We start from the raw sequence: 16,999 nt of genomic DNA, 5'->3' as shown, positions 1-16,999 counted from the left end.
GACTTTCATCTGCTGTTCAAGACACCCACGGGTCCGTGGCGCTAAGAACCGCGGTGCCGAGGCGGAGGGGCCGGCCGCGAGACACGGGCGCCTGCCAAGTAACGCTTCAAAGTTGAGATCGCGGTCGCCCGGTTGGATCTTGCGGGCCGTCGGGTCAACGCCGCCAAGCGGTTGGACGGTCGTTCCCATAAGAAGACACTTGGTTTCGTCGACGCAATTGCAGGACCTTGGAGATGGCTTGCACGCAGGTCCGGACCTTGGCGTGGCTGGAGCGGCGCGCAGGGACAGGCAGGTTGCGGGCGCCAGATGCGCGGGCGCCCGCATGGCCGGGGTCAGGACTGACGGCGGTTCCGGCTCATCCGGCGCAGTCCGCCGAGACCCGCAAGCGATGTCAAAGCGAACAGCATCCCGGCAGGGAGTGGAACGGGAGCGACGTCGATCGGGATCGGCTCACCGAACAGGAAGTCGTCGAAGACCGGTTCATCGTCGAAGCCGATCAGGCCCGTTCCGACCGAGACCTTGGCGACAACCGGATCGTCGAAGACGACGCCAAGGAACGAGAGGTTGGTCAGCCCACTCGGCGGTGCGCTTTCCTCCGCAAGCAGCTGTCCATCGGCCCCGAAATAGGACAGGACGACCTGATCGGTGAACTCAAGCCCCGTAAACACGGCGCCGAACCCGCGGCTCAAGGCCGGCGTTGTCTGATCGAACGGATCGAAGAACAGGATATCGAATGTTCCGCCATCCTGCGGCCGGAAAATGCGCTCCGGGCTGAAGAAGCTGTACTCGTCAGGTTCGTCGAAGAGGATGGGGACCCCCGAAGCGGACGAGGATGAGACTTCGAAGCCTTCGGTGTCGCCGGTCTCGACAAATTCGATACCGCGGGCCCGGCCCGGCACATCGCCATTGAAGAAATCGCCCGGGAAGTCATTGGGGTCGGCGAGCGTGTCGGGTACCCCGTCCCAGTTGATCTCGCGCCGGCCGTCCGGATCCTCGTTGGTCGGGGTGAAAGAGTTCAGCTGCGAGAACTCGTCGCGAAACCCGTCCACGGTATCCTGAATGTCCGCCGCCGCCGGGCCGGCATCTGAAAATACGATGGGCGCGGCCAGGGCCGGTGCGCCGGCTAAAGCCATGGCGACGATCAGGGGGGATGTCGTCTTCAGTATTGAATGCATTCTATTTTTACCTCTTTCAGGTGTGAATTTTGAATTCATAACGAACGAAGCGGCGGCGCGAACGTGGCTCGCCGTTGCCGTTGAGCGCGCACCGCCGTTCGCGGTGTTACAACAGGCGTCTGCTACTCAGCGTTGTAGAAAGCGTTGTCACCAGCGTTGTAATTTCGGGGGCCGGCCGATTTTTGCCGATCCCGCCGTGACCGGGGTGAGCGGGTGTCCAATCGTCGCCGTTTCCGGCTCTTTTCCGTAGGGGGTTGCCATGGCGGCTCAAGCCTCCTATACGGCGCTCTCATCATGACCTCCACGGGAATCATCGGTGACGCGGACGCCGCGGCCAACCCGTGATGTTGAAAGGAAAAAGGCGATGGACGCCAAGGAATTGCGTGACAAGACGCCGGATCAGCTGCGTGAGGAGCTGGCCAATCTGAAAAAAGAACAGTTCAACCTGCGGTTCCAGCAGGCCACGGGCCAGCTGGAAAACCCTGCACAGCTGCGCACCGCGCGGCGCAATGCGGCGCGGGTGAAGACTATACTTAATGAAAAAGCGGCCCAGGCCGCCGCATCCGAGTAAGGAGGACCCTCATGCCAAAGCGTATCCTGCAAGGCGTCGTGACCTCCGACGCGAATGCGCAAACCGTAACCGTCAGCGTCGAGCGTCGCTTTACGCATCCGGTTCTGAAGAAGACCATTCGTAAGTCCAAGAAGTACCGGGCGCACGATGAGAAGAATACCTTCAAGGTCGGCGACACGGTCCGCATCATCGAATGCGCGCCGAAGTCGAAAACCAAACGCTGGGAAGTGCTCGAAGCGGCTGACGCCTGAGCGCTGACCTCTAATTCGAAACCCTGGGGACACGGCCACGCATCGGCCCCCCAAAGGTCGGGAGACACCAAATGATCCAGATGCAGACCAACCTGGATGTTGCTGACAACAGCGGCGCGCGCCGTGTGCAGTGCATCAAGGTCCTGGGGGGTTCCAAGCGCAAATATGCGTCCGTGGGCGACATCATCGTCGTCTCGGTGAAGGAAGCCATCCCGCGCGGTCGTGTAAAGAAGGGCGACGTGCGTAAAGCGGTCGTCGTGCGCACGGCCAAGGAAGTCCGCCGCGAGGACGGCACCGCCATCCGCTTTGACCGCAACGCCGCCGTGATCTTGAACAACGCGGGTGAGCCGATCGGCACCCGGATCTTCGGCCCGGTGGTCCGCGAGCTGCGCGCGAAGAACTTCATGAAGATCATCTCGCTTGCGCCGGAGGTGCTGTGATGGCTGCGAAACTCAAAAAAGGTGACAAGGTCATCGTTCTGGCCGGCAAGGACAAGGGCAAGACCGGGACGATTTCGTCCGTCTCGCCCAAGACCGGCAAGGCTGTGGTCGATGGCATCAACATCGCCATCCGCGCAACCCGTCAGAGCCAGACCACACAAGGTGGCCGTATCCCCAAGGCGATGCCGATTGATCTCAGCAACCTCGCCTATGTCGATGCCAAGGGCAAACCCACCCGCGTGGGCTTCAAGATGGACGGCGACAAGAAAGTGCGCTTTGCCAAGACAACGGGAGACGTGATCGATGCTTGATGCTGCAAATTACACCCCCCGCCTGAAGGCCGCGTACAAGGACACCATCCGCGCGGCGATGAAGGAAGAGTTCGGTTACAAGAACGACATGCAGATCCCGCGTCTTGAGAAGATCGTGCTAAACATCGGCTGTGGTGCCGAAGCGGTGCGCGACTCCAAGAAAGCGAAATCCGCTGTTGAGGATCTGACGCTGATCGCGGGCCAGAAAGCATTGACCACACGTGCGAAGAAATCCATCGCGGGTTTCCGGGTGCGGGAGGACATGCCGCTGGGTGCGAAAGTCACTCTGCGCGGTGACCGCATGTATGAATTCCTCGACCGTCTGATCACCATTGCGATGCCGCGCATCCGCGACTTCCGCGGCGTGCCTGGCAAGAGCTTCGACGGCCGTGGCAACTATGCCATGGGCCTCAAGGAGCATCTGGTGTTCCCGGAGATCAACTTCGACAAGATCGATGAGAACTGGGGAATGGACATTGTGATCGCCACAACGGCGAAGACCGACGCTGAAGCAAAGAGCCTGTTGAAGCACTTCAACATGCCTTTCAACAGCTGATCGGGAGGGATTTGATATGGCTAAGAAATCAATGATCGAACGCGAGAAGAAGCGCGAACGTCTGGTGGCGAAATATGCGGCCAAGCGCGCTGAACTCAAGGCCATCGTGAACGACCAGGACAAGCCGATGGAAGAGCGGTTTCGTGCCTCTCTGAAACTGGCGAAGCTGCCGCGGAACTCCAGCGCCGTGCGTCTGCACAACCGCTGCCAGCTGACAGGTCGTCCGCACGCGTACTATCGCAAACTGAAAATTTCGCGGATCGCGCTGCGGGAACTGGGCTCTCAGGGCCAGATCCCCGGTATGGTCAAGTCGAGCTGGTAAGGAGGGGTAGGCAGATGAACGATCCTATCGCAGATATGCTGACCCGGATCCGGAACAGCCAGATGCGCGGCAAATCCACCGTCATGACCCCGGCGTCGAAGCTGCGGGCCTGGGTGCTGGATGTGCTGGCCGACGAAGGCTACATCCGCGGCTATGAGAAGGTGACGGGTGCCGACGGCCACCCAGCCATTGAGATCAGCCTGAAGTATTATGAGGGCGAACCTGTCATTCGCGAGCTCAAGCGGGTCTCCAAGCCCGGCCGCCGCGTCTACATGGGCGTCAATGACATTCCGGTGGTCCGTCAGGGCCTCGGCGTGTCGATTGTCTCCACCCCCAAGGGTGTGATGTCGGATCAGGCTGCACGCAGCGCCAATGTTGGCGGTGAAGTGCTCTGCACCGTCTTCTAAGGAGGGCAAGATGTCTCGTATTGGGAAAAAACCGGTTGAGCTGCCCTCCGGCGTCACGGCGACGGTGTCGGGTCAGACTATTGAAGTGAAGGGCCCGAAAGGCACGCGCTCCTTCTCCGCAACGGATGACGTGACGCTGACCGTCGAGGACAACGTCATCACCGTCACGCCGCGCGGCAAGTCCAAGCGCGCGCGGCAGCAGTGGGGCATGTCGCGGACGCAGGTTCAGAATTGCGTGACCGGTGTCACCGAAGGCTTCAAGAAAGAGCTGGAAATCCAGGGCGTGGGTTACCGGGCGCAGATGCAGGGCAACACCCTGAAGCTGAACTTGGGCCTCAGCCACGACGTGGATTACACGGCACCCGAGGGCGTGACGGTCACCGCTCCGAAACAGACCGAGATTGTGGTCGAAGGCATCGACGACCAGCTTGTTGGTCAGGTTGCCGCGAACATCCGTCAGTGGCGCAAGCCGGAGCCCTACAAGGGCAAAGGCATCCGCTACAAGGGCGAGTTCATCTTCCGCAAGGAAGGCAAGAAGAAGTAAGGACGCGAGACATGGCAAACAGCAAAAGAGACCTGTTCTTGAAGCGCCGCCTGCGCGTTCGGAACAAACTTCGCAAGGTGAACGCAGGGCGCGTGCGGCTCTCCGTGCACCGGTCGAACAAAAACATCAGCGTGCAGCTGATCGACGATGTGGCGGGCAAGACACTGGCCTCCGCTTCGACGCTCGAGAAAGCGCTTGGAGTGGTCGGCAAGAACAACGTCGAAGCGGCCGCCAAGGTGGGCGCGGCGATTGCCGAGCGCGCCAAGAAGGCTGGCGTGAGCGAAGCCTACTTCGACCGCGGCGGCTTCCTCTTTCACGGGAAGGTCAAGGCCGTGGCCGATGCCGCCCGCGAGGGGGGTCTTAAGATCTGACCGACGCGGTGGCCCAAGGCCCACCGCACCTGCCAGCACCCCGCGCGGGACAGGCAGGTTGGGTGGGCTTTCAGGCCACCCTTGGTCGCACCAGCGAAGGTGCCCGTCGGCGGGCATCTCGATGATCCGGGAGCCGTGGCTCACCTGGATTGGACAAAGAGGGCTGAGGCCCACAGCATAGGAGGCCACAGATGGCCAGAGAACCAAATCAGCGGGGACGCAGAGATCGCGATGAGGCCCCGGAATTCGCGGACCGCCTCGTCGCGATCAATCGCGTGTCCAAGACCGTGAAGGGCGGCAAGCGCTTTGGCTTTGCAGCCCTCGTGGTTGTGGGCGACCAGAAGGGCCGTGTCGGCTTCGGCAAAGGCAAGGCCAAAGAGGTGCCCGAGGCGATCCGCAAGGCGACCGAACAGGCCAAACGCCAGATGATCCGCGTACAGCTGCGCGAAGGCCGCACCCTGCACCACGACATGGAAGGTCGTCATGGCGCCGGTAAGGTGGTCATGCGCACCGCGCCGGAAGGCACAGGGATCATCGCCGGTGGTCCGATGCGGGCCGTCTTCGAGATGCTGGGCGTGAAGGACGTGGTCTCCAAGTCCATCGGCTCGCAGAACCCCTACAACATGATCCGCGCCACCATGGACGGTCTGAAGAAAGAGCAGAGCCCCCGCTCGGTCGCGCAGCGCCGCGGCAAGAAGGTGGCCGACATTCTGCCCAAGCGTGAAGACGCCGTGGATACATCCGCGCAAGTGGCCGAGGAGGCGTAAGTCATGGCCAAGACAATCGTGATCAAGCAGATCGGCTCCCCGATCCGCCGTCCCGCCAAGCAGCGCGCAACGCTGATCGGCCTGGGGCTGAACAAGATGCACAAAACCCGCGAGCTGGAAGACACGCCTTCCGTGCGCGGCATGATCAATTCGATCCCGCATATGGTGGAGATCGTGGAAGAAAAGGGTTGAGACCCAAGCATTTTGACGTTTCTCAAGCGCTCCGCATATCATGCGGAGCGTTTTCTATTTGAGACTGGCTTTGTGCCACCGTCGCCATTTTGTTGCCTCGAAATGCGGCCATAAGCGGCAATGAGGGCTTTGCCTGCAGGGATTTTCGGCAATGGAGCCCTATTGGGTAAATTTGCTTTGTAAGTCCGGGCATCGCTTGGCAAAACGCCTCTGGTTTGACGGGACAAGGCAGGTCGCAGGTTGATATGGCGTTCACGCACTACATACCGCTTGATGCACGTTCTGACCCGGCCGTTGTGCCGATCGAGACGATGCGTGCAATCGCTGTTATCCTTCTCGTCAGCTATCATGTGATTGGTGTCGACGCCGGTAACGGACTGCAGGCCGGTTATCCGCATCCATTGCGCGTCGTGTCGGACTTTTTCATCGACGTGCGTATGCCGGTGTTTGCTTTTCTTGCAGGCTACATCTACGCGATACGACCACCCGACTTCCGGAACTACGCAAAGTTCTGCCTGGGCAAGTTCCGGCGCATCTACGTGCCGGGCATCATTGCGTCTCTGATTTTCGCGGTTTGCGCCTTTATCCTGCAGAACCGATTTGCCATGCCGGTCGACGAAATCTGGCGGGTAATATTTTTCTCGTACGCGCATTTCTGGTTTCTGCAGGCCATTTTTGTCATTTTCATCTTGTTTGGCCTCGTCGATGCTGTTCTGGACAAGCGGTTCACTTGGGTCATCTTTATTGGCGCGTGTCTCGCGTATCTGATGGGATTGCTTGCCGGGCGTCCATTTTTGTCACTGCAAGGCGCGCACTATATCTTTCCCTATTTTCTGGCGGGTGTCATCGTTTACCGCAACATTCCGCTGTTGAATTCCCATAGCACCGCGGCCATGGGCGCGGCACTGGCCCTTATGGCCGCCGGAGGCGGCTGGAATGCCCTGATCTACTATGAGACCGGCGCACTTTCCCAGATGCCGCGCGACCTGCAAAGCTTGATGTTCGGGATCGGGTTCTGCCTTTTCGCGGTATTGCGTTTGACACGCGCGTCGTTCCTTGAAAAAATTTGCCCATATGCTTTCACCATTTATCTGTACCATCCGTTTGGAACATCCGGCATGCGCATGCTGTCGGACAAGTTGGGATTCTACAACGACTGGTTGCAGTTTGCGCTGGGGCTGGCGACCGGGATCGCCTTGCCCATCGCGCTTCATCTGGCGGCATCAAGGATACCTGTGATCAGCCGCATGATCCTTGGGCGCTAGCGCGCTGCGCGAGGCATCATCTGTGATGGCATCAAGGGTTGATCAGGCGCGTGCGCTCGTCTATACGCGCCCGGTCACACGCATGTGTGACATCAGAATCGAAACGCCGTGTTTGCCCGCTCCCGTCGCTGGGGGGTACATCCGGCCAAAGGAGAAGCGACAATGAAACTGAACGAACTTTCCGACAATCCAGGAGCGTCAAAGAAGCGCAAGCGCGTGGGCCGTGGCCCGGGCTCTGGCATGGGCAAGATGGGCGGCCGCGGGATCAAGGGCCAGAAATCCCGCTCGGGTGTGGCGATCAACGGATACGAAGGCGGGCAGATGCCGCTCTACCAACGCCTGCCGAAGCGCGGCTTCAACAAGCCGAACCGCAAGCAGTACGCAGTGGTGAACCTCGGGCTGATCCAGAAATTCGTCGACGCCAAGAAGATCGACGCAAAATCCGCGATCACCGAAGACGTACTGGTCGAGAGCGGCCTGGTGCGGCGCAAGCGCGACGGCATCCGCGTCCTCGCGAAGGGCGAGGTGACCGCGAAGCTCGATCTGACCGTCACCGGGGCCTCGAAATCGGCCATCGAAGCGGTGGAAAACGCGGGCGGATCGCTGACCGTGGCGGCCCCGGTCGCAGAAACGTCAGAGGGCTGAGAGCCCAGTTCAGGCTTGTGGGCGGCCCCCGTGCCGCTTACATAGACCCATGAGTTTTCCCGAACGCCGCCCGCCTTACCGGCCCGGGCGGCGTGTCCGTAGATAAAGAGAGCCAATCCATGGTATCTGCCGTCGAGAATATGGCCGCCAACACCAGCTGGGCTGCACTGGGCAAGGCGACCGATCTCCGAAACCGCATCCTCTTCACCCTTGGCCTGCTGATCGTCTATCGCCTTGGGACCTTCATCCCGGTGCCGGGCATCGACGGTGTGGCGCTGCGCCAGTTCATGGAACAGGCGGGGCAGGGCATTGGCGGCATGGTCTCGATGTTCACCGGCGGCGCACTGGGGCGGATGGGTATCTTTGCCCTTGGCATCATGCCTTACATCTCCGCCTCGATTATCGTGCAGCTTCTGACCTCGATGGTCCCCTCGCTGGAACAGCTCAAGAAAGAGGGGGAGCAGGGGCGCAAGAAGATCAACCAGTACACGCGCTATGGCACCGTGTTCCTCGCCACTTTACAGGCGTATGGGCTGGCCGTGAGCCTCGAGGCCGGCGATATCGTGACCGATCCGGGCTTCTTCTTCCGAGCCTCCTGCGTCATCACACTGGTGGGCGGCACGATGTTCCTGATGTGGCTGGGTGAACAGATCACCGCCCGCGGCATCGGGAACGGGATCTCACTGATCATCTTTGTGGGGATCATTGCGGAACTGCCCGCGGCCCTCGCGCAGTTCTTCGCCTCCGGCCGGTCTGGTGCCTTGAGCCCGGCGGTGATCATCGGGGTGATCGTGATGGTGATTGTGACCATCATGTTCGTGGTCTTCATGGAGCGGGCGCTGCGAAAGATCCACATCCAGTATCCGCGCCGTCAGGTGGGGATGAAAGTCTATGATGGCGGGTCGAGCCACCTGCCGGTCAAGGTCAACCCATCAGGCGTGATCCCGGCGATCTTCGCCTCCTCGCTGCTGCTGCTGCCGGTGACGATCAGCACATTCTCGGGCAATTCCACCAACCCGGTGATGTCGTGGCTGCTGGCCAACTTCGGGCCCGGACAGCCGCTTTACCTGGCGTTCTTCACCGTCATGATCATCTTCTTTGCGTATTTCTATACGTTCAACGTGAGCTTCAAACCCGATGATGTGGCGGACAATCTGAAGAACCAGAACGGTTTCATCCCGGGCATCCGGCCCGGCAAGAAGACTTCCGAATACCTCGAGTATGTGGTCAACCGCGTGCTGGTTCTGGGCTCGGGCTATCTCGCGGCCGTCTGCCTGCTGCCGGAGATCCTGCGCGGGCAGTTCGCAATCCCCTTCTACTTCGGTGGCACCTCCGTGCTGATTGTCGTCTCGGTTACCATGGATACGATTCAACAGGTCCAGAGCCACCTTCTGGCGCACCAATACGAAGGCCTGCTTGAGAAGTCGCAGCTGCGCGGCCGATCAGGCAGCAAGTCCCGCAAGAAACGGAGTCCCGTCCGCCGATGAATATCATACTGCTGGGGCCTCCGGGGGCCGGGAAGGGGACGCAGGCGCGTCACCTCGTTGAGACACGTGGGATGGTGCAGTTGAGTACCGGCGACATGTTGCGCGAGGCTAAAGACTCTGGCACCGAGATGGGCAAGATCGTCGCGGACGTGATGGCGCGCGGGGCGCTGGTCACGGACGAGATCGTGATCGGGCTGATCCGAGAGAAGCTGGAAACCGTGAAGGCGAATGGCTTCATTTTCGACGGTTTCCCGCGCACACTGGCGCAGGCGGATGCGCTGGGGGACCTCCTGGAGAGCCAGAACGAACACCTCGATGCGGTGATCGAGATGCGTGTGGATGACGCAGCCCTTGTGGCGCGGATCGTGGCCCGGTCGACCTGTGCCATGTGCGGCGAGGTCTATAACGACAACACCAAGCCGATCCCCGCGGACGGCAAATGCAGCAACTGCGGCGGCACAGAATTCAAGCGCCGGGCGGACGACAATGAGGACAGCCTCAAGACCCGCCTGATGGAATACTACAAGCAGACCTCGCCGCTCATTGGCTACTACTATGCCAAGGACATGTTGAGCCGCGTCGATGGGCTCGGTGCGATTGACGCGGTGCAGGGCGAGATCAGCGCCGTGCTCGACGCCTGACGGCTCTTGTCAGGGGATGATCTGGAACGGGTTCGATGAACTCACGCGGGTCTCGCCGCAGTCGGTTGGCTGGCGTTGCGGCTTTGCAGCGCCGTTCGGCGCAAGTTGCAGCATGGTTGCGGGCAGGATTTGAGCCTCGAGCGGGGCATCGCTGCGATTCCAGGCCAGCGCAATGCGTGACTTTTCTTCGGGCCTCATCTGCGCCATTTCCAGCATCAGCTTCATGATCAGCGTTTCCCGGACGTCGCTGAATCCCCGCGCGACGAGATGGAAGGCGCCGGGCCCGCCAATCACGCAGTCTTCATAGTATCGCGAAACGCGGTCGAACGAGAGCTGATCGATGTTGGGTTCGCCGTAGGTGACCTCGATCGGCAGCCCGTTTACGGTGAGCCCCATGGCAAGAAGCTGCTGCCGGACGGCGAGAATTCCGGTCCCGTCGTTGAGCACCCCGTCCCCCGAGATGTCGATGACGTAGTCGCGGGCGGGCACCTCGAGTGCGGCCATCGCCCGTTCCGCGGCCAGCAGCGCGTTACCGATGGCGGTGGGTTGCACGTACATGGGGTCGGCCGACCGATCCTCGATGGCGAGGATGTCCGCGGCGAAGCGCGCCAACTCCTCGGGCGTCGACATGACCCGGATGGGCAAATGCAGCCGTTGGTAATGGCGGCCGCTCCATTCCATGTAGGCGATGGCAACGCGTCCCGCGCCACCACCCAGGGCAAGGCCGGCGACGCGCGGATCTTGCAAAGCCGCAGCGTAGGCTTCGCGCTGAAAGCGGCGCTCGTGCGATTTCACCGAGGACGAGACATCCACCGCGAGCACCAGGGCCACATCGACCCGGTTCGGATTGTGGATATTTACTTGCCCGGAGGCATAGCGCGGCGTCAGGCGATCCTGGGCGCCGCTATCGGCGGGGAGCAACGTGATCAGCCCAATCAGCATCAGGGACATGAGCCACCGCATCGGGCGGCGTACAAACATAAGGTCGGTTGTCGTGTTCATCTGCCTTCTCCTTTCAGAGCGGCCTCCTCCCACGGTCGCGTTAGCTAAATGTTCTACCTAAAAATGGTTAACAACTCCCTGCACAATCGTGCTGCAGCGCAGCATTTTTGTGAGGAGTGCGGCTGAAACGGGGCATTTGATTAAATTTTTAGCACTTTGAGAGCGTCAGGCGCGTGGCGGGGTAGCCGGTCTCCCGGGCCGCAGGCCCGACCATAAGCGCGACCCGCGGCCCGACGGCAAGCGGGAACGCTCGTCACTCGCCCTCGGCGTCCGCCGCGCCCTCGGTGTTCTGCATGATCGCGGCGTAGTCTTCCGCCACCTTTATGGCGTCGGCGTAGGTGCGGAAGAAGTCGGCCACGGTCTTGCTCGCCACGGGTTGGAGGGCGTCGAGGGCGTTGGAGGCCGCGAGCGCGCGGGCGGTAGCGTGTTTTGCGCGGACTTCATAGCCGACTTTGATCGTCAGTTTGGAGCGGTAGTCGTGGTCGCGGGTGTATGCGAGGGCCCCGCGCGCGTCGTCGCCAGCGTCCACGATCCGCTGGCGATACTCCCGGAGTTTGTGGCTGAGGACAAAGAGATCGTCATAGGGGCCTGTCGACCAGTCCTGCTCTGTCCAGTACTCGATTTTTTCGTATTCCTTTTGGGCGTAGGTCAACGCCTCTTCTGCCGTCTCGGCGTCGATCTCTTCGGGCATGCGCATTTGGGGGGCAAGCTCCGGCGCATTCGTCATCAGTTCGACGTAGAAGGCGCGGTTCTTCTTGGCGGTCTCGTCAACGGCGGCCGCGGCTTCGGCCGCCTTCTCGAGGCTATCGACGTCGCTTCGCAGCAGCATCTTCTTCTCCCCTGCGCCACGGGACGGATGGTAGCCTGCGTAGTTTCCATCGGAGTTGCCGAAGTTCTCGAACAGGGTGGCGTTCCTGTCGGCTGGACCCTCTTCCATGTCGGCGGGCGCGGGGAGTTCCTTGATCACCCAAGTCGGATCGCGGTTCCAGAGCTGGACCGAGATCCATTCGTCGAATTTCAGTTTTTTGTGGGTGCCGGCCTTCACCGCTGCGGAATAGGAGCGGTGCGCCCTGCGCATGTCGATGTTGTACCGCTCGATCAAGGCATGGTTACCGCGTTCATCTGCCGGACCGTCCAGGTGGGTGCCGCGGATGCGCCCGTCATCAAAGTAGATGCTGCCGATCTTGCCGTTTTCGACGCTGACCATGACCGGGACGTTCGCTGGCAGTTCCGTCTCGGTATCGGTGTCGCCGTTTGCGGCTTGCAGGACGGGCGCCTGCTGGCGTTGCAGGGCTTGGAGCTGCCGCACCGGCTGGCTGTGGTCGGCGCGCTGTTGCAGCGCGGCCAGAGCATCATCCGCGCGTGTGCGCTTGGCGCGGGCGCGGCTGTACCGCCTGTCGGCGCCAGAGGCCATGGCGCGTTGCGTGATCGGAGCTTTCAAACCAGGCGGTTCCTGTTGAGATCGAGGGCTGGTGCGCGAGACATATCGGAGGCTGAATTCACCCTCCAGTCGCTTTCCTGCGTCGGCGGTTGCGCGCCCAAAGTGCTGATTGCAGTGGGGCTAGATTTGATCGGGCCGCCGGATCTGGTTCGCAAAGACGGGCAGGCGGCTTTTGATAAAGTCGTAGAACAGGGTGTTGCGCTGGTTCACGTCTGTGACGCCGTCAATGTGGCGCAGCGCGGCCTTAAGCACCGAGACCACCTGTTTGTTGGTCTCGAACTTGGCGGCAATCCCGCGCGAGGGGTGCCAGCTTTGGACCTTGCCGTTGCTGACCTTGGTGAAGACCTCGAAGAGCGTGATGTCGTCGGACGGGTCGGCGGCGTCGGTGTCGAAGGCCTCGTCGGCACGGGTCACGGGTGTGACCCAATCGGGCAGCTGGTCCACGGGGGTCAGGTTGAGATAGACTGCCAGCCATTGGTCGAATTGCTTGCCCACCAGTATCGCGGCCTGCTCCTCGCGCTGTTGTGGCGTGAGCGAGTTGTCGGTCTGCGCGTAGAAGAACTCGTAAATCCCGCGGTTCGTCTTCCAGAAGAGGTCAAAGGCCTTGCCGCGATCGAGATTGAAACGGCTTGTGCGCTCGCGCGGGTTGTCGAGTTCGAGTGTTGGCCCATCCCCGTGGGTCGTACGAATGCGGCCATCGAGGAAGTAGATGCTGCCGATGAGCCCATCCTTGACGCTGGCGATCAGTTTGACTTTGGATTGCGTCTTGTATTCCTGCTTTGCCCAATCGGGCACGCCCTGGCTGTGTTTCCAGCCGGGGTCATCATGTTCGGGCCCGTAGTTCGGCAGAAAGGGGCTGGAACTCTGATCGACCTGCGCGTGGTCCTGATTATACTGGTACTTGGCCCAGCCCGGCACCCCTTTGCTCTTGTCCCAGGAGAGGGTTCCGGTGTCATCGATGGCCGCTGTGCTGGGATCATCCACGCGCTGGAGGGGCAGACCGGCGCGGGCCTGCATCTCGCGGAGTTGCCGGACGGCGGCGCTGTCCGTTGCCTTGGCCTGCAGCGTGGTGAGCGGGCCGCGGGGCGGTGACTTGCGCATCCCGCCGGGCGTGGGGGAGCTTGCTCCTTGCGTGCGATGGTGTCTGGCGCGCGGGGTTTTCACGGTGACGGGTGCTCCTTTCAGACTCTGGCAATACTAACCACGATTGAATTCATAGTCGCGCGGCAAGTGCACCAACGCGCGCAATGATGCGCCGGAAGAGATCCTTGCGCCGGTTTTTCCAACGCAGGAGATCAGAACGGTAACGCTCTGCTGTCTTATACGTCTCAAGGTGGCCTAATATTTGATCTCGGATGGATGTCTGATGAACTTCAGCAAATCGGGTATGTGTTTGCGCACGTACTCGTAAAAGAGTTCGTTCGCGGTTCTCGGATCCTTTTCACCGGACATCAGCTGTCCGACTCCTTTCAGTTTTTCCAGGTCGGATCGCTTGATGACGATCTGCGTCGCCGCCCCGCGCGAGGGGTGCTTGCTCTGGATTTTGGTGTTCGGTTTCAACATCACCTCGAACAGCTTCAACTTGCTCGCATCCGCTTCCGCGGGGGTCTCGAAGGCGTCGTCCGGGCTCTCCAGAAGTTTGGCCCATGCAGGCGTGGCTTTGACCTTCTTGCCTTTGAGCTGCTGGGCGATCCAGCGATTGAAGAGGCGGTTCTCGCTGACGCGGTCCGCCTTGGGCTTCTTGCGCTCTGCTTTCAGAATGCGTCTTTTGCCGCCGCTCTTGACGAAGCGGTCCCAGGCCGCGTCGCGGTCAATGTTGTACTGGAAGGTGCGGTCCGCGGGATGTTTCGATGTGGTTGGTCCGCTCTTGTGGGTGGTGCGCACCCGGCCGCCTTCGAAGTAGATGCTGCCGATCTTGCCGTTGTCGGTGCTGCACATCAGGGTCAGGTGGGGATCGTTGAACTCGGCCTTGGTCTCCTCCGTCACATCGCCGCTCTTGTCCCAGGGGAGGGTGCCGGTGGCATAGTAGTCGTTCGCGGACCCGGTGATTGGCAGACGATCGGGCGCGTCTTCGTACTCCTCCGCCGCCCATTTGGGCACGCCATCGCGGGCCGGCAGGGGGTATTCATAGTTTGGATCGCCGCGCCCCAGCGACGGGCTGGAGGAGGTATCGACTTCGCGTTGGACGACCCCGGTCGCGCGGGATTGCACGTGTCGAAGCTGTGCGACCAGGAGGCTGCCATCTGCTTTGGCCTGCAGGGCGTCGAGAGCGGGATCGGATTTTTCGTGTCTGCCGGAGGATCGGCGCACGGGCTGTGACTTGCGTTCGATGGCCTTGCGGTCGGTAGCGAATTTCGACATTGGGGCTCTTAATAGGCAAAGCTGTAGACTACAACCTAGCGTGGCGACATGGGGTGGTCCACAATCGGATGAGCTGTGTGAGTCCAGCGGAGTCCAGCCGCCTGAAAATGCATCGCAGGATCGGCTTGACGCTTGGGCGAAAACCCCATACCACGCGCTATCTCGACTGAGAATCAATTTGCACTGAGGGTCGCTCCCGAGATGCAAGATCACCTGATCAGCTAACGCCCGACGCCCTGAAAAGCTTCGGGCTTACGTTGTGAAAAAAGGGTCTGGAACTACGGACCCGCAACGAAAAGGAATTGGACACGTGGCACGTATTGCCGGCGTAAACATCCCGACTGCAAAGCGGGTTCCCATCGCCCTTACCTACATCACCGGTATCGGAAACTCCTCGGCCAAGGCCATCTGCGAAGCGGTTGGCATCGACCAGGCCCGCCGGGTCAACGAGCTCTCCGATGCAGAGGTTCTGTCGATCCGCGAGCATATCGACGCGAACTACTCCGTCGAAGGCGACCTGCGCCGTGACGTGCAGATGAACATCAAGCGCCTGATGGACCTCGGCTGCTACCGCGGGCTGCGCCACCGTCGCAACCTGCCGGTTCGCGGTCAGCGCACCCACACCAACGCACGCACCCGCAAAGGCCCCGCAAAGGCCATTGCCGGCAAGAAGAAGTAGGGAGGGTCTGATCAATGGCACGTGACCGCGTACGCGTTAAGAAAAAGGCCAGCAAGAATATCGCCGCTGGTGTGGCGCATGTGAACAGCTCCTTCAACAACACCAAGATCCTGATCTCGGATGTCCAGGGCAATGCGATCTCCTGGTCGTCCGCCGGCACAATGGGCTTCAAGGGCTCGCGGAAATCCACACCTTATGCCGCGCAGATGGCTGCCGAAGACGCGGGCCGCAAGGCGCAGGAACACGGTGTGAAGACGCTGGAAGTGGAAGTGCAGGGCCCGGGCTCTGGCCGGGAAAGCGCGCTGCGTGCGCTGGCGGCCGCCGGCTTCAATATCACCTCCATCCGCGACGTGACACCGATGGCGCACAACGGGTGCCGCCCACCGAAGCGCCGCCGCGTCTAAGAGATTTTGAACAACCGGGGTCGCGGGCATGCTCGCGGCCCCCATCCGCTTTTTGAAACCTCGAGAGTCGCAGCCTTGGACATGGGGCGCTGACAAGAATGGAGGGACGCATGATCCACAAGAATTGGGCCGAGTTGATCAAGCCGCAGCAGCTGGACGTGAAGCCGGGCAACGACCCCGCGCGTCAGGCCACTGTGACGGCTGAGCCGCTGGAGCGCGGCTTTGGCCTGACCATGGGCAACGCCCTGCGCCGGGTGCTGATGTCGTCGCTGCAGGGTGCGGCGATTACATCCGTGCAAATCGATAACGTGCTGCACGAGTTTTCCAGCGTGGCGGGCGTGCGCGAGGATGTGACCGACATCATCCTCAACCTGAAGGGCGTGTCGATCCGCATGGAAGTGGAGGGACCCAAGCGCCTTTCGATTTCCGCAAAGGGTCCGGGCGTTGTCACGGCCGGGGACATTTCCGAGAGCGCAGGCATTGAGGTGCTGAACCGCGATCACGTGATCTGCCACCTCGATGATGGGGCGGATCTCTACATGGAACTGACCGTGAACCAGGGCAAAGGCTATGTCTCGGCCGAGAAGAACAAGCCCGAGGATGCGCCGATTGGCCTCATTCCGATCGACGCGATCTATTCGCCGGTGAAGAAGGTTAGCTACGACGTGCAGCCGACCCGCGAGGGCCAGGTGCTGGACTATGACAAGCTGACCATGAAGGTCGACACCGACGGCTCGATCACGCCGGATGATGCGGTGGCCTTCGCCGCGCGCATCCTGCAGGATCAGCTCGGGATCTTCGTGAACTTCGACGAGCCGGAGTCGGCCTCTCGTGCAGATGAAGACGACGGTCTGGAGTTCAACCCGCTTCTGCTCAAGAAAGTGGACGAGCTGGAACTGTCTGTTCGTTCGGCTAACTGCTTGAAAAACGACAATATTGTCTACATCGGGGACCTCATCCAGAAGACCGAGGCCGAGATGCTGCGCACGCCGAACTTTGGCCGCAAGTCGCTCAATGAGATCAAGGAAGTGCTCTCGGGCATGGGCCTGCATCTGGGCATGGACGTGGAAGACTGGCCGCCAGACAACATCGAGGATCTGGCCAAGAAATTCGAAGACGCCTTCTAGGGGTCTTCGGGACAGCCCGCCGCCGGCGGGACTGTAATGC

At 61.1% G+C, this 16,999-nt stretch carries 23 protein-coding genes; 18 read left to right on the top strand and 5 right to left on the bottom strand.

Annotated elements, in window-relative coordinates:
* Nucleotides 1–332 precede the first annotated feature (332 nt).
* Nucleotides 333–1,175, bottom strand: coding sequence for a VPLPA-CTERM sorting domain-containing protein (locus MUB52_RS20190; RefSeq protein ID WP_263845952.1), 843 nt, complete (start codon nucleotides 1,173–1,175; stop codon nucleotides 333–335).
* 364 nt (nucleotides 1,176–1,539) lie between these two features.
* Here MUB52_RS20190 and rpmC point away from each other — a divergent pair, with 364 nt between their 5' ends.
* From rpmC to MUB52_RS20115, 15 genes are all read left to right on the top strand, one after another.
* The gene (gene rpmC / locus MUB52_RS20185) at nucleotides 1,540–1,746 is read left to right on the top strand and encodes a 50S ribosomal protein L29 (RefSeq protein WP_263845951.1); all 207 of its coding nucleotides are present in this window, start codon (nucleotides 1,540–1,542) and stop codon (nucleotides 1,744–1,746) included.
* Between the two features lie 11 nt (nucleotides 1,747–1,757).
* Nucleotides 1,758–1,997 (top strand): 30S ribosomal protein S17, encoded by a 240-nt coding sequence (gene rpsQ, locus MUB52_RS20180; protein ID WP_263845950.1) that lies wholly within the window; start codon nucleotides 1,758–1,760, stop codon nucleotides 1,995–1,997.
* 71 nt (nucleotides 1,998–2,068) lie between these two features.
* Nucleotides 2,069–2,437, top strand: a complete 369-nt coding sequence (gene rplN / locus MUB52_RS20175; RefSeq protein ID WP_138845646.1) for a 50S ribosomal protein L14 — start codon at nucleotides 2,069–2,071, stop codon at nucleotides 2,435–2,437.
* Nucleotides 2,437–2,748: a 50S ribosomal protein L24 gene (gene rplX, locus MUB52_RS20170; RefSeq protein WP_263845949.1), complete on the top strand. Its 312-nt coding sequence runs from the start codon at nucleotides 2,437–2,439 to the stop codon at nucleotides 2,746–2,748. Before rplN ends, rplX begins: the two co-directional genes overlap by 1 nt.
* Entirely contained in the window at nucleotides 2,741–3,304 is a 564-nt protein-coding gene (gene rplE / locus MUB52_RS20165; protein WP_263845948.1) for a 50S ribosomal protein L5, read from the top strand. The genes rplX and rplE overlap by 8 nt, the downstream gene beginning before the upstream one ends.
* A 16-nt stretch (nucleotides 3,305–3,320) precedes the next feature.
* Complete coding sequence (gene rpsN / locus MUB52_RS20160; protein ID WP_263845947.1) at nucleotides 3,321–3,626, top strand: 30S ribosomal protein S14; 306 nt, start codon at nucleotides 3,321–3,323, stop codon at nucleotides 3,624–3,626.
* Between the two features lie 14 nt (nucleotides 3,627–3,640).
* Nucleotides 3,641–4,033, top strand: coding sequence for a 30S ribosomal protein S8 (gene rpsH / locus MUB52_RS20155; RefSeq protein ID WP_159974572.1), 393 nt, complete (start codon nucleotides 3,641–3,643; stop codon nucleotides 4,031–4,033).
* A gap of 10 nt (nucleotides 4,034–4,043) precedes the next feature.
* Nucleotides 4,044–4,577: a 50S ribosomal protein L6 gene (rplF, locus tag MUB52_RS20150; RefSeq protein ID WP_263845946.1), complete on the top strand. Its 534-nt coding sequence runs from the start codon at nucleotides 4,044–4,046 to the stop codon at nucleotides 4,575–4,577.
* Between the two features lie 11 nt (nucleotides 4,578–4,588).
* The gene (gene rplR / locus MUB52_RS20145; RefSeq protein ID WP_263845945.1) at nucleotides 4,589–4,948 is read left to right on the top strand and encodes a 50S ribosomal protein L18; all 360 of its coding nucleotides are present in this window, start codon (nucleotides 4,589–4,591) and stop codon (nucleotides 4,946–4,948) included.
* A 191-nt stretch (nucleotides 4,949–5,139) separates the two neighbouring features.
* Nucleotides 5,140–5,715 carry a 30S ribosomal protein S5 gene (gene rpsE, locus MUB52_RS20140; protein WP_263845944.1) on the top strand — a complete coding sequence of 192 codons (576 nt, stop codon included), beginning with the start codon at nucleotides 5,140–5,142 and terminating at the stop codon, nucleotides 5,713–5,715.
* A 3-nt stretch (nucleotides 5,716–5,718) separates the two neighbouring features.
* Complete coding sequence (gene rpmD, locus MUB52_RS20135) at nucleotides 5,719–5,907, top strand: 50S ribosomal protein L30 (protein ID WP_011567687.1); 189 nt, start codon at nucleotides 5,719–5,721, stop codon at nucleotides 5,905–5,907.
* 245 nt (nucleotides 5,908–6,152) lie between these two features.
* Nucleotides 6,153–7,172 (top strand): acyltransferase family protein, encoded by a 1,020-nt coding sequence (locus MUB52_RS20130; RefSeq protein ID WP_263845943.1) that lies wholly within the window; start codon nucleotides 6,153–6,155, stop codon nucleotides 7,170–7,172.
* Between the two features lie 162 nt (nucleotides 7,173–7,334).
* Nucleotides 7,335–7,817 carry a 50S ribosomal protein L15 gene (gene rplO, locus MUB52_RS20125; RefSeq protein WP_263845942.1) on the top strand — a complete coding sequence of 161 codons (483 nt, stop codon included), beginning with the start codon at nucleotides 7,335–7,337 and terminating at the stop codon, nucleotides 7,815–7,817.
* Nucleotides 7,818–7,936: 119 nt separating this feature from the next.
* Complete coding sequence (gene secY, locus MUB52_RS20120; RefSeq protein WP_263845941.1) at nucleotides 7,937–9,304, top strand: preprotein translocase subunit SecY; 1,368 nt, start codon at nucleotides 7,937–7,939, stop codon at nucleotides 9,302–9,304.
* Entirely contained in the window at nucleotides 9,301–9,945 is a 645-nt protein-coding gene (locus MUB52_RS20115) for an adenylate kinase (protein ID WP_263845940.1), read from the top strand. The genes secY and MUB52_RS20115 overlap by 4 nt, the downstream gene beginning before the upstream one ends.
* A gap of 9 nt (nucleotides 9,946–9,954) precedes the next feature.
* Here the strand turns inward: MUB52_RS20115 and MUB52_RS20110 are convergent, their stop codons facing one another.
* The 4 genes from MUB52_RS20110 to MUB52_RS20095 all read right to left on the bottom strand — a co-directional run bounded on the left by MUB52_RS20110 (nucleotide 9,955) and on the right by MUB52_RS20095 (nucleotide 14,749).
* Nucleotides 9,955–10,896, bottom strand: coding sequence for a DUF1194 domain-containing protein (locus MUB52_RS20110; RefSeq protein ID WP_263845939.1), 942 nt, complete (start codon nucleotides 10,894–10,896; stop codon nucleotides 9,955–9,957).
* 304 nt (nucleotides 10,897–11,200) lie between these two features.
* Nucleotides 11,201–12,388, bottom strand: coding sequence for a hypothetical protein (locus MUB52_RS20105; protein ID WP_263845938.1), 1,188 nt, complete (start codon nucleotides 12,386–12,388; stop codon nucleotides 11,201–11,203).
* 120 nt (nucleotides 12,389–12,508) lie between these two features.
* A complete protein-coding gene (locus tag MUB52_RS20100; protein WP_263845937.1) occupies nucleotides 12,509–13,552 on the bottom strand; it encodes a hypothetical protein in 1,044 nt (347 codons plus the stop codon).
* A 174-nt stretch (nucleotides 13,553–13,726) separates the two neighbouring features.
* Entirely contained in the window at nucleotides 13,727–14,749 is a 1,023-nt protein-coding gene (locus tag MUB52_RS20095) for a hypothetical protein (protein WP_263845936.1), read from the bottom strand.
* Between the two features lie 310 nt (nucleotides 14,750–15,059).
* On the opposite strand from MUB52_RS20095, the gene rpsM reads away from it, so the two are divergent.
* The 3 genes from rpsM to MUB52_RS20080 all read left to right on the top strand — a co-directional run bounded on the left by rpsM (nucleotide 15,060) and on the right by MUB52_RS20080 (nucleotide 16,959).
* Complete coding sequence (gene rpsM, locus MUB52_RS20090) at nucleotides 15,060–15,428, top strand: 30S ribosomal protein S13 (RefSeq protein ID WP_263845935.1); 369 nt, start codon at nucleotides 15,060–15,062, stop codon at nucleotides 15,426–15,428.
* Nucleotides 15,429–15,442: 14 nt separating this feature from the next.
* Nucleotides 15,443–15,832 (top strand): 30S ribosomal protein S11, encoded by a 390-nt coding sequence (gene rpsK / locus MUB52_RS20085; RefSeq protein ID WP_159974560.1) that lies wholly within the window; start codon nucleotides 15,443–15,445, stop codon nucleotides 15,830–15,832.
* A gap of 110 nt (nucleotides 15,833–15,942) precedes the next feature.
* Complete coding sequence (locus MUB52_RS20080; RefSeq protein WP_263845934.1) at nucleotides 15,943–16,959, top strand: DNA-directed RNA polymerase subunit alpha; 1,017 nt, start codon at nucleotides 15,943–15,945, stop codon at nucleotides 16,957–16,959.
* The last annotated feature ends 40 nt before the right edge of the window (nucleotides 16,960–16,999 follow it).

Origin of the sequence: Roseobacter sinensis (assembly GCF_025755255.1) — a bacterium.
GTDB classification, from domain to species: domain Bacteria; phylum Pseudomonadota; class Alphaproteobacteria; order Rhodobacterales; family Rhodobacteraceae; genus Roseobacter; species Roseobacter sinensis.
Note: the sequence above shows the minus strand (reverse complement) of the source record. Positions and strands in the feature narration are given on the sequence as shown.